This window comes from Bacillus bruguierae (assembly GCF_037104725.1).
Classification (GTDB): Bacteria; Bacillota; Bacilli; order Bacillales; family Bacillaceae_G; genus Bacillus_A; species Bacillus_A bruguierae.
This window is the reverse complement of sequence record NZ_JBAWSX010000015.1, coordinates 23,232-39,854: the sequence shown is the minus strand read 5'-3', so window position 1 is coordinate 39,854 and position 16,623 is coordinate 23,232. Positions and strand designations below refer to the sequence as shown.

The 16,623-nt window shown below is 36.8% G+C and carries 14 protein-coding genes; 2 read left to right on the top strand and 12 right to left on the bottom strand.

The window, feature by feature from the left end; all coding sequences use genetic code 11:
• Positions 1-4 precede the first annotated feature (4 nt).
• From WAZ07_RS20310 to WAZ07_RS20255, 12 genes are all read right to left on the bottom strand, one after another.
• Positions 5-1,183, bottom strand: coding sequence for an acetyl-CoA C-acetyltransferase (locus tag WAZ07_RS20310; protein WP_336473885.1), 1,179 nt, complete (start codon positions 1,181-1,183; stop codon positions 5-7).
• Between the two features lie 15 nt (positions 1,184-1,198).
• On the bottom strand, positions 1,199-1,978 hold the full coding sequence (locus WAZ07_RS20305; protein ID WP_336473884.1) for an enoyl-CoA hydratase/isomerase family protein: 780 nt from the start codon (positions 1,976-1,978) through the stop codon (positions 1,199-1,201).
• A gap of 18 nt (positions 1,979-1,996) precedes the next feature.
• Positions 1,997-2,851, bottom strand: coding sequence for a 3-hydroxyacyl-CoA dehydrogenase family protein (locus WAZ07_RS20300; RefSeq protein ID WP_336473883.1), 855 nt, complete (start codon positions 2,849-2,851; stop codon positions 1,997-1,999).
• A 259-nt stretch (positions 2,852-3,110) separates the two neighbouring features.
• Positions 3,111-4,496, bottom strand: a complete 1,386-nt coding sequence (locus WAZ07_RS20295) for a glycoside hydrolase family 1 protein (protein WP_336473882.1) — start codon at positions 4,494-4,496, stop codon at positions 3,111-3,113.
• Between the two features lie 73 nt (positions 4,497-4,569).
• Positions 4,570-4,890, bottom strand: coding sequence for a PTS lactose/cellobiose transporter subunit IIA (locus tag WAZ07_RS20290; protein ID WP_336473881.1), 321 nt, complete (start codon positions 4,888-4,890; stop codon positions 4,570-4,572).
• A 41-nt stretch (positions 4,891-4,931) separates the two neighbouring features.
• Entirely contained in the window at positions 4,932-6,233 is a 1,302-nt protein-coding gene (locus WAZ07_RS20285) for a PTS sugar transporter subunit IIC (RefSeq protein WP_336473880.1), read from the bottom strand.
• Positions 6,234-6,261: 28 nt separating this feature from the next.
• Positions 6,262-7,050: a histidine phosphatase family protein gene (locus tag WAZ07_RS20280; protein WP_336473879.1), complete on the bottom strand. Its 789-nt coding sequence runs from the start codon at positions 7,048-7,050 to the stop codon at positions 6,262-6,264.
• A gap of 88 nt (positions 7,051-7,138) precedes the next feature.
• On the bottom strand, positions 7,139-8,356 hold the full coding sequence (locus WAZ07_RS20275) for a prolyl oligopeptidase family serine peptidase (RefSeq protein WP_336473878.1): 1,218 nt from the start codon (positions 8,354-8,356) through the stop codon (positions 7,139-7,141).
• 207 nt (positions 8,357-8,563) lie between these two features.
• Positions 8,564-8,866 (bottom strand): PTS sugar transporter subunit IIB, encoded by a 303-nt coding sequence (locus tag WAZ07_RS20270; protein WP_336473877.1) that lies wholly within the window; start codon positions 8,864-8,866, stop codon positions 8,564-8,566.
• A 267-nt stretch (positions 8,867-9,133) separates the two neighbouring features.
• The gene (locus WAZ07_RS20265) at positions 9,134-9,955 is read right to left on the bottom strand and encodes a MerR family transcriptional regulator (protein WP_336473876.1); all 822 of its coding nucleotides are present in this window, start codon (positions 9,953-9,955) and stop codon (positions 9,134-9,136) included.
• A gap of 477 nt (positions 9,956-10,432) precedes the next feature.
• Positions 10,433-12,646, bottom strand: a complete 2,214-nt coding sequence (locus tag WAZ07_RS20260) for a helix-turn-helix domain-containing protein (protein WP_336473875.1) — start codon at positions 12,644-12,646, stop codon at positions 10,433-10,435.
• Positions 12,647-12,780: 134 nt separating this feature from the next.
• The gene (locus tag WAZ07_RS20255; protein WP_336473874.1) at positions 12,781-14,139 is read right to left on the bottom strand and encodes an MFS transporter; all 1,359 of its coding nucleotides are present in this window, start codon (positions 14,137-14,139) and stop codon (positions 12,781-12,783) included.
• 338 nt (positions 14,140-14,477) lie between these two features.
• On the opposite strand from WAZ07_RS20255, the gene WAZ07_RS20250 reads away from it, so the two are divergent.
• A complete protein-coding gene (locus WAZ07_RS20250; RefSeq protein WP_336473929.1) occupies positions 14,478-16,157 on the top strand; it encodes an amidohydrolase in 1,680 nt (559 codons plus the stop codon).
• A 311-nt stretch (positions 16,158-16,468) separates the two neighbouring features.
• Positions 16,469-16,618 carry a six-cysteine ranthipeptide SCIFF gene (scfA, locus tag WAZ07_RS20245; RefSeq protein ID WP_081625642.1) on the top strand — a complete coding sequence of 50 codons (150 nt, stop codon included), beginning with the start codon at positions 16,469-16,471 and terminating at the stop codon, positions 16,616-16,618.
• Positions 16,619-16,623 lie beyond the last annotated feature (5 nt).

The following is a 16,623-nucleotide window of genomic DNA, read 5'->3' as shown; positions in this document are numbered from 1 at the left end:
CTATTTAGTGCAACGCTTCCCATATTGCTGCAATCCCTTGGCCTCCACCAATACAAACAGCCGATACACCATACCTCTTATTCCGTCTTCTTAATTCATAAACCAGAGATATAGAAATTCTTGTTCCGCTCGCAGCAAGTGGATGCCCTATTGCAATTGCTCCCCCGTTTACATTCGCCTTGTCAAGATCGAACCCTAATTCCTTCTGACAAGCTAAGTACTGGGCGGAAAATGCTTCGTTAATTTCAATCAAGTCTAAATCTGCCAAGGTTAGATTCGCTTTTTTTAATGCACTTTGAATAGCAGGAACCGGACCGATTCCCATATACTTTGGTTCTACTCCAATAACACTCCAAGAAACTAGGCGGGCAATCGGTTTTAATCCTCTATCATTGGCGTAATCACTTGATGCCAAAACAACGGCTGCTGCACCGTCCACCATGCCGCTTGCACTACCAGGAGTCACAACGCCATTTTCAACAAATCGGGGCTTTAACTTTGCTAGTTGTTCCAAACTTGTATGGCGGATATGTTCGTCTTCTTCAATAATCTTTCCACCTTTTTTCCCTGTCACTGTAACAGGAACGATCTCCTCTTTTAAATACCCTTTTTCCCGTGCTAAAAGAGCTCGTTCATGGCTAGAAAGCGCATGCTGGTCTACTTCTTCTCTTGTTACATTATATTTTGCGGCCAAGTTCTCAGCAGTCTCTCCCATTGTGCATTTACCGTACGTGTCGTAAAGGCCATCCCATAGCCAATCTTCCACAACTGGCCCGCCAAGCGGACTGCCCCACCTCATTCCACGTATCACGTGTGGCACTTGACTCATGTTCTCAGTTCCTCCTGCAAGCGCGATATCTGCTTCCCCGCTTAGAATATAGCGAGCCGCCGTTAAAATAGATTCGACACCAGTGCCGCATAGACGATTAATCGTCAACGCAGGGACATTGATAGGGGCACCAGTTTTTAGACCGACATGCCTTGCCAATAAATGGGCATCTTTACTAGACTGCTGTACATTTCCAAAGACAACTTGATTGATATCTTCCGCTGAAATATTAGCTTTCCGCACGGCTTCCTTAGCGGCTATGGCTCCTAAATCCGTTGCATTGATATGCCGAAATGATCCGGAAATTTCAGCAAATGGGGTCCTTGCTCCCTCCAATAAAACAACTTCTTTCATATACTTTTCACCTCATTATCTTCCCGAATAAACTGGCTTCCTTTTTTCAACGAATGCTTGAAGACCTTCCTTTCGATCATCTGTTGCGAAGGCATTGCCAAAGCAAGTGCTTTCGATCATTAGACCTGATTCAAGGTCGGTATTACTTCCCACGTTCACCGCAGTTTTTAGCATTTGAAGCGCTACCGGTGGTTTCTGTGCCAATTTATGCGCCCATTCCTTCGCCGCCTCAAGCAATTCTTCAGCAGATACTACTTTGTTGACAATATGCAAATCCAATGCACGCCCTGCGTCAAACATGTCTCCGAAATAAAGCAATTCTTTAGCTACACCTTGACCAACAATCTTTTGTAGGCGCTGCGTACCTCCACCTCCAGGAATAATCCCTAATCCAACTTCCGGGAAAGAGAACTTTGCCTGATCAGAACTAATACGCAAGTCACAAGCGAGCGCAAGTTCAAAGCCTCCGCCAAGAGCCAGTCCGTTCACCGCAGCAATGACCGGTTTTGTTATATTTTCGATTTTTGTAAATACCATTCGTGAAGTCTTGTTCATTTTATTAACACCGACAAGATCAAGCGTTGCCATTTCATTAATGTCAGCACCAGCAACAAACGCCTTCCTTCCGTTTCCTGTAAGAACGATTACTCGCACTTCGTCATTAGCTTCTAATTCATCAAACAGACTGGAAAGCTCATTAAACACTTGTGTATTCAATGGATTAACAGGTGGCCGGTTAATAGTCACGACTGCAACTCTATTTTCGATGTCACATAATAAAAACTCATAGTTCATTGCTTTATCCCCCATTCTTTATTCATAATCATAAAAGCCCGCACCTGTTTTTTTCCCATGTCTACCTGCCCTAACTAGCTGTTTTAAAAGAAGCGGCGGAGCATATTGATCATTATTTAATTCTTCTTTGAAATACTCCATCACATGGTGACCAATGTCTACACCTGCAAAATCCTGAAGTGCAAACGGCCCCATTGGGTAATTCAGACCAAGCGTAACCGCCTTGTCAATATCCTCCGCAGAAGCAACACCATCTTCAAGCAATTTGATTGCCTCGATAAACTGCGGAATCATGATTCGGTTAACAATAAATCCTGGGGAATCCTTCTTTACTTCCACCGGCTCTTTAGAAAGCCCCTTAGATAGCGCTTTCAATTCTTCAACTGTTTCATCACTTGTCCGATACCCGCGTACTACCTCTACAAGTTTCATGAGCTGTGCAGGATTAAAGAAATGCATGCCTGCCACGCGTTCTGGACGATTCGTTGCTGATGCAATCTCTGTTATTGACATAGATGATGTATTTGTTGCAAGTATAACCCCTTCAGGAGCGATTCGGTCGAGCGCAGCAAACACTTCCTTCTTCAGTTCTAACTTTTCTAGCACTGCTTCAATGATTACATTTGCATCTTTCATATCTTCCAAACTAGTAGTCATTCGAATACGGCCGAGCGCCTCTTGTCTATCCTCTTCTGTCATTTTCCCTTTGGTCACACTCTTAGTCATAAACCCATTCATACGTTGCATAGCACTATCTAAAAAACGTTCCTCAATATCATGTAAAATGACTGTAAATCCATGTAATGCAGCTAAATTCGCAATTCCCGAACCCATAGATCCTGCACCGACAATACCAATTGTTTGAATAGCCATTCTTCATCCCCTGCCCAACTTTTTAAATTTTCTGTAAATAAATTATATCTCTATCCACAAAGTATTTGTACCTACATACTGTAGGAAAAACACATATTTCTTTCATACATTTTTAGGGGTTGTTCATACGGTTTGAAGTGCTATACATTCTAATTGGAGAGAATTACAACCATTTTTAATACAAAAAAGTGCCTGCCTCTAAATATATAAATTTTCTCTTGAGGCAAGCACTCTATGATGAAACCATTGCGACTATGTGTTAACGTTCTTTACCATTAGATGAGATAACCGTTTTATACCAATAGAAGCTCTGTTTCTTTATTCTTTTTAAATCTTTTAAATCGTTTTCATCACGATTTACATATATAAAACCATATCTTTTTCTAAAACCTTGATGCGTAGAAATTAAATCAATTGCTGCCCAAGGACAATAACCAATGACATCCACACCATCCGCAATTGCCAATTCCATTTGCTCGATATGTTTTCTTAAGTAATCAATTCGATAGTTATCATGAATTGAGCCATCTTCATTGACCTTATCGTATGCACCTATTCCGTTCTCTGTAACAATAATAGGTAGATTGTAACGATCACTAACTTCTCTTAATGTAGCCCGAAAACCAATTGGGTCGATCTCCCACCCAAAATCTGTTAATTCGAGATATTCATTGTCATCACCCATAAAGAATCCTTCTTCGCCCACTTCAATTTGTTGGTCACCAGTATTATCAATTACAAAGTTCTCATCATACTCACTAACGGTTATAGAAGAATAATAGTTAAAAGCGATATAATCCGGTTTTGAGCTAGATAAAATCTCCATATCTCCTGGTAATATGACTGGTTCGATATTTTTGCTCTTCATAAAATTCCAAGCTATATTGTTATAGCGTCCATATACAGCCATATCTAGATATAACCAATTTCGAATTGCGTTACAGTTTTGAGCTGCAATCATATCATTGGGCTTGCAGGTTTTTGGATAAACATAGCTAATATTTGGTGCTGGACCAATTTTAGCGTCTTGTATCATCTCATGACATAAATTCGTAACTTTAGCCTCTGCTAAAAGCATATGATGGTTTTGTTGATATAGCTCTTTTTGAGATAATACAGATGTACCAATCGCCCCGCCATGTAAAATCATCATATTTTGCTCATTAATTGTTAACCAACGCTTAACCCGATTACCAAAACGGTCAAAGAGGATTTTACAATAATCAACAAAGGCATCGATGGTAGCACGATTACTCCATCCACCCTTTTTCTCTAATTCATAAGGTAAATCAAAATGATACATCGTTACTAACGGTACTATGTTATGTTTTAGTAATTCATCAATGAGATTACTATAGAACATAATACCTTTTTCATTTACTTCTCCAACACCATTTGGAAGAATACGTGTCCAAGCTATGGAAAAACGATAAACTTTTAGTCCTAATTCAGAAAAAAGCTTTATATCTTCTTTAAAATGATGATAATGATCACTACAAACTTTAAAATCCGACGTGCCTTCGGGAATAACTTTCACATCTTGAACAGAAAGGCCTTTTCCATCTTCGTTATAGGCGCCTTCTACTTGATAGGCACTTGTGGAAGCTCCCCATAAAAAGTCTTTTTTAAATGTACGATTGAGCATATTCTTACCTTTCCTTTTCAAAATTAGTATTATTATAGTTTATTAATTACTCTATTGAGATTAATAGTTAGCATTAATCCCTTTTATCCGAAAATGTTTCATAAACACTAATAAACTCTTCTGCTATTATCTTAAATCCTTCCGCACTCATCAGTTGATCTTCTCCATGCGCCAACAATAAACTTACTTCTACTTTTTCTCCACTTGCTTCTTTACTAATCAATTCAGCGTGCGCTCTATGTCCCTGGATAAAAGTTTCAGCACCTTCTTTTATTAATTGTCTTGCCTGTTCGAAGTTACCTTTTTTCGCTTCTTGTATTGCTTCAATATATGATGAGCGGGCGCTGCCCACTGCAGATATAATCTGAAATACTACATATTCATTTTGTTCCATAACTCTTCTCCTAACACATTTTTTTTACAATACACATACGATTAATTATCTGTTGCTACCTTTTGCTCTGCCTCATAAGCTTTCTTATCCCCAATTTTAAAGAACGGATAATATAATAGAATTTGAGCAATAATGATTAAAACGGTCATTAAAAGAAGGAGCCATCCACCAGAAATATAAGCCGAAAATGGTGCTGGTGTTACCCATGGTAATTCAATGAGCGGGTTAAATTTAGACAGCATTCCAGTAATACTAAGGAATACAATGCAGATTAATCCACCAACTATTGAAGACATTACCAATGGAATAAAATATATTGGATTTAAAACAAGCGGTAATCCAAAGACAATCGGTTCGTTTATATTAAAGATATTTGGGATGATCCCGATTTTCCCAAGTGATTTATATTGTTCTGATTTTGCAAATAATAAATTTATAGCTAAACCTAACGTATTTCCTGTTCCACCAACGACAACTGCAAAGTGCATAAGACTAAATCCTAAATAAGGGATTTCTGAAGCAGGTGCTCCTGAAGCAAAAGCTGTAATTGCTGCCGTAAATAGAGGAGCCGTCGCACTATACCATACATTTATGATTGGCGCTGGATGCAAACCAAAGAACCAACATAGATTCATAAAAGTAAAGATTGCAATAACTGACCAAACAGAAGATCCGATTACCTTTACAGGTAACGCTATAACTTGATTAACAAAATTAAAGATATTTTCATATGGAGTGTAGCCAAATATTACTCTGATAAAGAAAATAATCGTAAAGATAATGATTGAAATAAACACCGGATTAATGGCATCAGCTACCATAGGTGGTACCGATTCCGGTAAATTTACTCCAATATTTTTTCTTTTTAATGCACAGTAAAGTTTAGCCGTAAAAACACCAACAAACATCGCTACGAATATTCCGTCACTCCCTAGATATTGAGTGAGAATAGCTGGAATATGTTCCTCTCCTACCTTTATAGACATTGGCATTAAACATAAGAAACTACCTAATGCAATGACGCCAGCTGTCATTCCATTCATGCCTTCTTCTTTCGCATAGGAATAAGCAATAATGACAACCATATAAATAGCTAGCAGGCTTAACGTTGCACTGATCATGTCTTGCATATGTGTATATAAACCAGCTTTATGAATTAAATCATTCCACCATTTAAATGGCAGGTTACCTAAAATAGCAAATAATGTAACACCGATCGTAACAGGAATTGTCATCATCATCCCTGATGTAATTGCATTCACTACTTTACTATTTCCGAGATAATTTGTTAGTGGTGTGATTATTCGTTCCAGTCCGTTTCTCATCACTTCTAAAAGTTTCATAATTACCTCCAACATTTCTGGACTTTAATTAGTTTGCTTTTTTTCCTTTTTCCACATAGCTCATATCATTTACAGATTGAACTGTATATTTCCCATTTTTATACACAACTTTTGAAACGCTCGCATTGTTTAGCCCCTTCTCAACCTCATTGAGGGATTCAGGTGATATTGTGTATAACAATCCCATTAATGATGTTCCATGTGATACAACAAGTACTTTACCGCCTCCATTTCCAGCTACTTCTTCTGCAATTTTATCGACTTCTTTTCTTAATCTCTTTGAAACTGTTTCAGTACTTTCAGCCTGTTTACTTTTATCAATCTTAGCTGCAGTATTAAGCATAATATCAACATCGAAATTATTCATAAATTCTTCTAATGTCATATTATTAGCTTTTGCAAGTTTCTCTCGAAAAGTATGATTCAACTCTCCTTCAAACTCACCGAAACATGCTTCTCGCAAATTCTTCCGTTGGATAATATCCATGTCTTTATTTTCACTTTGATCTAATACAATTCTTGCCGTTTCTATAGCACGTCCACTATCACTGCTATATGCTTTTTCAAATTGTACTCCCTTCAAACCTTTACCAAGGTACTCTGCTACTTCAACGCCATCTTTAGTAAGGGGCGAGTCTGCCCACCCCTGCACTCTATCAGTCGTATTTAACATTGTTTGTCCGTGTCTTACCAAATAAAGCTCAACAGGTTTTTCTTCTTTTTTCCCTCCAACTTGTTGATCTTTGTTTGGTGAACATCCAAATAGAGAGATTGTTAAAGAAGCTAACAAGCAAAACGATAATATTTTTTTATTCATCGTATAATCTCCTTATACACTTATAAAAATATCAATGCGGCATATTCATTAGTAAAATGATATTTTTCTAATGAATCTGTTTGAAAGACTATTTTGACTGATTAAATAACCAATTTACCATCTCTTTATCCTGCAAGGCTGGTATCCAAGAGGAATGCCCCATTGGTTTAACTGTTCCTTTTGGATATTCTGTATACTTAATTGAAGAACCACCCAGTTCTTTAATAGCGTTTACAGCGTCTCTGCTATATCTCACATCGACAAGTGGATCATCTTCTGCATGGAAGGCCCAAATTGGCATATCTTTAATCTCTTTAAATACGGAAGCATCTTTTAATGGTTCATATTCACCAACTAGATTACTCCCGTTAAAATCTCCTATTCCACAGATTGGAACAGCAGCTGCAAAAAGATCCGGGTTCTTCTTAATAATATTCCATGTCCCAATTCCACCATTGGACATACCGACAACATAAATACGATTTTTATCAACATCATATTTATCAATGGTCTCTTTTAATAAATTAAACATGGTAGTATAGTTTGGTTCCTCTGTCCAATATGCTGTAAGTTTTTCAGCTGCCTTGACTTGAGGAGCTAGTACGTATGCAGGGTTTTTCTTTTGCTGCTGTGGATTAGCCCATGCTACAGCTCCCTCATTTCCTACCACTTGCATATAATTGTCATTACCTCGTTCACCTGATCCATGTAAAAATAATACTAGAGGATACTTTTTATTAGGCTCCTTTTTAGGTTCAAAAAGCCTATATTGCATTTTGCTTCCAGAAGCATCTTGGTATACTCCCTTTTTAAAATCATCTACAACAGGAGTAACTACATTTGAAATTTTATTTTTCTTTTCTGATGCTTTATAAGCGATCCCCTCTTTTGTTTTAACTTCTTTCGTAAGGGTTACCGTATAATCCAAATTATCTCTTGTACTTAAAAACTTTTCTTCATTAAATGTCGAAGTAGATGCATACTCATCTTTTGTATCTAATTCAATCACAACATATTGTCCTTCTTTTGAAGACTCTGATACTGCGACTTTATTATTTGTATAGACTTTAGAAATCGTTCTCTTTTTAGGTTTCCCATTCACTTCTACTTCCACTTTAAAACTATCTTTTGTTAGTTTTGAACTATCTATCGTATCTCCAAAATCACAAATGACAGCAGCGCCTACTTCTCCATCTGGAAGAACATTAGTTATAAGCGTTACATCTGATTCTTTCAAAGCCTTATCTTTACTTTCTGATGAACATCCAGAAAGTGCTAAACCACCTACAAAAATCCCTAAAACCATACATGCAATCGGAAATTTCCTTCTCTGTTTCAGACGATCACCACCCTAAGAATATGTATCTTTTCACTTTATGTTAGTCGAACCAATCGGGCTTTTGCGGGCAGTTATCCACCACCTACCTTCTCTCAATCCTGAGGCGGAGTCTTGCTGCCCGTTAGCGCGGGATAAATCATATACAGCACTTTAATCATTCACAAAATATAAATTTTAATCTCCTAATACTTTTTTCACTTGTTCAATTACTTTTTTCCCATCTAACATGCCATAAGCTGCCATATCAATAACTTCAATATGCTTTCCTGGCAATTGACCTTTCACAGTATTTAAGGCATATCGAACTTGTGGCCCTAATAAAATAATGTCTGCTGATTGTCCAACATTTTGTGCTTCAGCTAATGCATAGGCGTTAATTTCACAGTTATAGTTTGCTGTTTCTGCATACCCTCTCATTTTGTTCATCAACATACTCGTAGACATACCTGCATTACATAAAAGAACAATATTTTTCATATTTACGACCTCCAATATTTGTTTTAAACATTTCAGATATTCCTTATTTCTGAAAGCGCTTTCTGCATGAGTTCACTATAAACTATGGTCTAAGACTAGGGTCAATATCTTTATTTCATTTATTCATAAATTTTGTATAAACCTTAATTAATAATGAGTAAAAGTCCCTGCTTTTCGGTTATCAAAAAAACTGCATTCCAATTGTAGAAGATGTCTAACAATTGGAATGCAGTTTTTATTCATATCTTTCACACATCAATTATGATATTACTTATTATCTTTAGACATAATAACAGGGATCATAATAATATAATGTTCAACTGTCCTCTCTTGACCTTTTGTCTCACAAACGTACCGACATAAAATATCCCCGTTAAGAACGTAACCAAATTCCTCTATAATATGTAACGGCTCATCTAAAATTAATTCTGACAAAGGTTCATTCGCATCTTTTTCATATAAATAATGCAAACACTCCCCCATATCTACTTGTAAAACCGATCCATCAATAGGTAGCTGGTGTTCTTTCATTTTCAATTCAGAGATAGCCATTACCCAATAACTATCATTCATATTTTTCATTTTATATTGTTCAAGTGGAATGTATAATGCTGGATACACAGTTGGCAAAAAGGCCAACCATTTTTTTAATAGAGGATTTACACACATCGTTCCTTCATCTAAATGAACATGTTTAAGAAAATAATAAGTTCCAGCTGGCTTGATAAACCATTGCCTATCTTCTTGTTTATATTCTTCTAATAAGCTCATAAACTCAGTAATTTGTTTTGTTTCTAATTCTAACTTTTTTATTGTTTCGTTTTTTTCAGCTATTTTATCATTACATTTTTTTATTATGGCATCTAATTCTAAACCGTTAAAAATAGATCCAATTTCTTTAACATGAAATCCCATTTGGCGGAAATTTTTAATTGCTAAAAACAGCCCAAAATCCTCATATGTATAAAATCTAAAACCAGTGTCTTTATCTTTTTGTGGTTTGAGGAATCCTTTCTTTTCATAAAATCTTAAAGCATCTATTGAAACCCCAAATTCCTTTCCGACTTCTCCTATTTTATATTTCCTCATACATATCACTTCCAAATCTATAGTTCCTTAACAAATACCCTTATAAATAGTGTAACAAGTTTTAAAAAACAATTACATAAAAAATACGTAACTACTTAGCCGCTATATATAAATCCAAATTGAAAAAATTACATAAAAATCCTTTTCTTTTTAAGGAAGGGCGAGAGCGTCTGGCCACGCATAGCAGCGGTCAGGCCCTTTTCCTACCACATGCGAGGTTTTAAACAAAAGGAGCAGGTTAGTAGCTAACATGTTGTATTCTGCATAGCAACGACTTATGTGTCGAAAAATCAAAGTGGATTTATATATAAACCAAAGATCAAAAGAGATTTCACATCAAGTGAAACCTCCTTTGATCTAATTGAACGTACTTCTGTATATCAAAAGAATGTATGTGGTAAATAAAACACGGACCTCCTTCATTTTTTGATTATTCGAATTATTTTTCCAGCACGTAAGTTACGAAGGAGACCGATGTCATCCCATTGCATCCCCATACATATCGTAAAGCTTAAGCGCCATCATTAAATTGAATCTTACTTCGGCATGATTTAAATCAACTGATATGAGCGACTCAATTTTTTCAAGCCTGTACAAAAGTGAACTCCTATGAATATAGAGTTCTTCTGCAGCGCTTTTTACATTTCCATTGTTTTGTAAGAAGACATGAAGTGTATGGTATAAATCAATATTTTTCCCTTCTGAATATTTAAGAAGAGGGCCAATCTGTTTATGAATAAATAGATCTACGGCAGGGGAATGATTCAAATGATGTAAGATTACATAAGATCCTAAATCTTCAAATCGTGCAAACCCATTTTTTCGGAAACGACTGTCCAAGATGTTTAGAGCCTGTATAGCCTGCTGATAACTAATATAATAGTCTTCTAGTTTATGCGTGATCCCACCAATCCCTATTAACACTCTACAGGCAATAGGTGATGAGCCTATCCATTTTCTGATGCTATGATATAGCGATTCCCAAAATTTATTTGAGTCGTTTCTCTCTTTTTCAATAGGTACAATCAAAAGTTGCTCCTCATTATGGGCGGCAGATAGAATACCAGTGCCTAGCTCCGGGAGACGCGACTTAATTAAATCCCATATAAGTGATTTTTTCGCCTGTTGTTCGAGTAGATTACCGTTTTTTAATTCTTTCTCTTCCAGAGAAATTGATAATACAGCAATTCGATGTTTTTTGAAAAGATCCCATTGATACAAGTTTGCATACTGTAGAATGCTATCTCGATTTTCTATTTTTTCAATTAGCAATTTACTAATAAAGCTGTCTTTCATCTGCTCTTTTGTATCTAGAACCAACTTTTGTTTAATAAACTGAATGGAGCAAATATTTCGGGCTAAATCAACCATCAATTGATCAAATTCATCCATTTCCCAACTAGGCCTTCGTACTGCTAAATAACCTAGTAAATTGCCGCCACCATTGATCATCCAAAAGGAAAAACAATAACCAACATGTTTCGGGTCACTAACATTGAAAGCATCGGTGACTCTTTGTTTTCCTCGCTCTTCTCTTGCCAATTCAGCTAGTTGTTCTATCAATTGACTACCGTTCTCAGTTTTTTCAGTGTTAAATGAAATAGGTTGCATAAACCTGTCAAAAATGATAACAGAATCCTGAAACAGATTGCCAAGCATTGTCGTAATCCCTTCAAAGTTGTTATCCTCGACAGTTTCTTTTAACAAAGCTTGTTGATAATCTAAAAGAAAATGGAGACGTTGCTTATGTTCTTTCTCGCCATTATACAGCCTTGCATTATCGAGTATAGTAGCCAAGTGGTTAGCAAGCATTTCCAGTGCTTTTAAATCTTCTTTCGTAAAGACCCCTTCACGTTTATTCTCAATATGTAGAACCCCAATGGGTTTCATATCAATAACCAATGGAACAGTCAACTGACTACCGCCAATTGTCTCAAAAAATGGAAAGTGCTCCTTGAGTACATATTTGTCCTCAACCATAATTTTCTGTGGACGCTCCATTTCCCCATACGAGGGCGGCTGAAAAACAAAACAGTTTTCCTCCTCGTTATAAAGATAAATACACGAAAAGTTCGCATCTGTTCCAATTCCGGCCTTAGAAGTTAACTCAGCTATATGCTGCTCTAATGGTACATCAAGCGAAAGATTCTTACTAATCCATCCAAATCCTTCGATTTTTTTTAACTGTGCTTCCTTCTGTCTAGCCACTGCCATAGCCACAGCTATGTCCTTTCCAAACTCTTCAAACGATATCTCCATATCCAAAAGAGGAACATAACTTAAAAACGCAACGATACAAAAACCAAAATGCTGGATATCATCTTTTAACGGGACGGTAAACCAAGTCTTCACACCAGCGTGTTTCAATGTTTCTGCCAGGATACACACCTCTGGAGAATCTGCAGTTTGATCCGTTATGCTTTGATATAGAAATTTCGGAGAGCATTCATCAGAATGAAGAGGAAAGGCTGAAGCTAAGGAAGATAAATTTCCACTCCATGCTTTGGGCAGAAACTCCCCTCCTTCATTTAAAATTACGGCTACGAAGTCACAATATAGTTCAGAACAAAAAGAATCGGTTAAATACTGAAGCGCTTCTTCTTCAGTGTCAATTTTAATAAGCTGACGCGATGTAGTACGCAAATGGTATTCTACTTTTTTCATTAACTTCTCTCTCTTGTTGTCAGACATGAACCATCTCCTCCATTTCACCTTTTCTATCTATTGTAAAAGAAGAGATACATAATAAGAAAGGAAATACACGAAGATTCTTCTCCAAACATTTTTAAATCCCGAAGAAATTAATCCCCGGGATTCTTTATAGACTATTTAGCTGAAGTTAAATTGCTATTTCCCCCTTCTATCTGTTTCTTCTCTTTATAATAGACTCCATGTTGTTCTTTGACGAATAGCATTGCTATACCGCCAAGCACAGCTGCACTCGCAATCGCCGCAAAGTTATATTGAGGCATGAAATGCATAGAAAGAAGAACGCCGACGAAGGTAGGAGCCACGACACCGCCAAGACGACCAAAAGCCATTGTGCTGCCGATCGCTGTTGACCGCATACTGCTAGGATAATATTGAGAAACAAATGCGTTGGACATGTTCTGTAGCCCAACAGATGAAGCACCAATCACTGAGATTAACAGGAATCCAACAAACATATTGTTCGCAAATCCGATTAACGATAATGCAATTGCTCCACAGAAAAACAATGGTACGAGTACCTTTTTAAAGCCGAGCTTATCCACTATTGGACCAAAAATAACCGTTCCAACAATAGCACCAATCTGCATGACGGCTGTAAACGAAAGACTTGATTTGAGATCATAACCAGACTGCATCATAAGTCGTGGTAACCATGTATTCATGGAGTAAATTAATACAAAAGCACTAAAACATGAAATCCAAAACATAATTGTACTTACCGCGCGTTTTTCTTCAAATAACTTAATAACAGGAGAACCAGCCTCTTTAGCTGGGGGCTTTACAAATTCGATTGTCACTTCTTTTGCTAATTTCGGATCCACCTTAAAAATAACCTTTTTGGCTTCTTCTTCCTTACCTTTCTCCAAAAGGAAACCAACGGACTCTGGAATATTTTTCATTAAAAATGGGATAAACAATAACGGAATACCAGCTAACCAAAAGACAGGTTTCCACCCTGCCGTCAGAAGCAGCGAACGACTGATAAGCGCTGCAGCCATAGCCCCTACTGAATATCCACAAAAAATAAACGAGACAATAGCAGTTCGAACCCGTTTCGGAGAGAATTCTGTTGCTAAAGCAATTACATTCGGCATAACTCCACCGAGCCCAATACCAGCGATAACACGGAAGATCGTAAACATGAAGGGACCATTCGCAAAACCAGATAAGAGTGTAAAAAGACTAAATAAGAGTGTAGTTAATAATATGATGTTCTTGCGACCAATCTTATCAGCCAACAATCCGAAGACAGCAGCACCTATCGCTGTCCCTATGACTGTATAACTACCAATTGCTCCTGCTGTAACGTCCGATATCCCCCATTCCTTAATAAGAGAAGGAACAGCTGCCCCGTAGATAACAACATCATATCCATCAAATGCAATCACAATGAACAACCAAAATATTAACCAGATATGCAATGAATGAATACGACTCTCGTCAATCACATTCATTGGGTTGATTAATTTCATCTTAATAGCCTCCTTTATTGGGGAATTTTAGATTTCATGCGGGTTAATTTAAGTAAACGCTCTCAAATACCACCCTCTCTTTTTTCTAAAAAACTTTCTGAATTTTCCGTATTTAAATTGTAATAACTACTATCAGAAATTGTTAGCCGCTTATTGTAGGAAAAAGAAAGTGAATTTTCCTTTATAATGTGGACTTCATTCTATAGGAATTGATTTTATCATCAGCGAACTTCTGTAATTGAAGTAGCGAAATAAGGAACAAATAAAAATAACAAAGAATTGGAGTTGATACATTGAAAAAGTTAATTTCTTTTTTCATTAGTCTAACTGTGATTTGTATGTTAGTAGGATTTGGGCCAGCAATGAAACCAACAGGAGAGATAGCAGACACCATTTTTATAAACGGAAATGTCTATACGGTAGAAGCAAAACAACCTTGGGCAGAAGCCGTTGCGATTGCACATGGGAAAATTGTATATGTTGGTGATACAAAAGGTGTAAAGAAGTATAAGAAAAAGAATACAAAAATTATTGATTTAAAGGGGAAAATGTTACTTCCAGGTTTTGTTGATAGTCATCTTCATGCTTCCGAAACAGTGAACTCTCTTTATTCTGTCAATTTAGTAAATGTTAGAACAATTGAAGAATATATTCAAACTGTGGACAAATATGCTAAAGAACACAGCGATTTAGAAGTGATACACGGTGCTGGTTGGAGCAATACCCTTTTCCCGCCAACGGGTCCGACAAAAGAATTATTAGATGCTGTTGTCAAAGATATTCCCGTCGCTTTAATTTCAGAGGATTATCATTCGGTTTGGGTAAACTCTAAAGCTCTTGAAATAGCAAGGGTTACAAAGGATACTCAAAATCCTGATGGAGGAGTAATTGAACGTGATGGAAACGGGGAACCGTCCGGTACTCTTCGTGATACAGCAACAGATCTTGTCTTAAACAAATTACCGAAATTTAATACGGAACAATATAAAGAAGCATTAAAAACTTTCCAGCAGCTGGCGGCAAGTAATGGGTACACACAAGTGAATGATGTCGTTGTCCCGCAACAGGACGCTGTTATTGAGGCCTTAACAACGCTTGAAAAGGAACAATCATTATCTGTTCGGCATAACCTTGCACTTACAATTCAACCAAGTGAAGGCGAGGATCGTATTCCATATGTAAAGAAACAGCGTGAAAAATTACAAGGTCCATTAGTAAAAATGAATACTGTTAAACTATTTATGGACGGTGTCATCGAAGGAGGAACGGCCTATTTACATGAGCCGTATAACAATAAACCAAATTATTATGGTGTTCCAGTTTGGGAGAAAACAGCATATACACATATGATTCAGACGCTAGATCAAGAGAACTTCCAAATTCATATTCACTCTATAGGTGATGCTGCAACAACAGAAACGTTAGATGCCTTCGCAGCTGCCCAGCAACAGAATGGAAAACGTGATAGTCGTCATAAGATTACACACCTACAATTAGTAAAAGAAAATGACATCAAGCGCTTTAAAGACCTAGGAATCATTGGAGTTCCCCAACCAACATGGTTTCTCAAAGATGAGGGATACTTTTCACTAGCTGTCGATTTGTTAGGAGAAGAGCGTGCAAATAAACAATATCCTATGAAAAGTTTCATAAAAAAAGGCGTCTTAATGGCTTCTTCTAGTGATTATCCGATTACACAAGGAGCATACTTTTCTCCTTTAGCTGGCATTCAGATGGGGATAACTCGTACAGATTTACAAAATACAAATTCAAAACATGTTCTGAATCCAAAGGAAAAAGTAAGCTTAGAGGATATAATTAAGAGTTATACAATAAATGGAGCGTATGCAAACTTTTTAGAGAAAGAAACTGGATCTATTAAAGTTGGCAAAAAAGCAGACCTTGTTGTATTAGATAAAAACTTATTTGAAGTTTCAAAACATGATATTTATAAAACAAAAATTTTACTTACTCTTTTGGAAGGAAAAGAAACGTATCGTCATACAGATTTCCATTAGCCCTCTTCCCCACTGACTAGCTGGCACCGCTTGAAGTGGGGATTACATTCCCTATTACTTATTTGACAAAAAAGTGGCGAAGAAAAAGCAGAAGCACAATCAAGTGGAATTTCTGCAGTATCAAAAGACTGCGAATGATTGACGTGAACCAAAGGTGTTGTTAAAATTATTACTGGAATTAATGTGAAAGTACTCACAAAATTTAACTATCAATGTGAAACATTTCACAAAAAGTGATTTTAAATGTGAAAACATTCACAAATATTGAGCTTGTTTCTTAAAAAAATATTTTTAAAAAGGAGTGATACGCTATGAAAAGAATCGTAACACTAAGCACTCGTAAACTGATGGATACGGTAAAACATGGTGGATGTGGTGCATGCCAAACATCTTGCCAATCAGCTTGCAAAACGTCTTGCGGAGTTGCAAATCAAAAGTGTGAAAACACAATGAACAGATAGAAAAC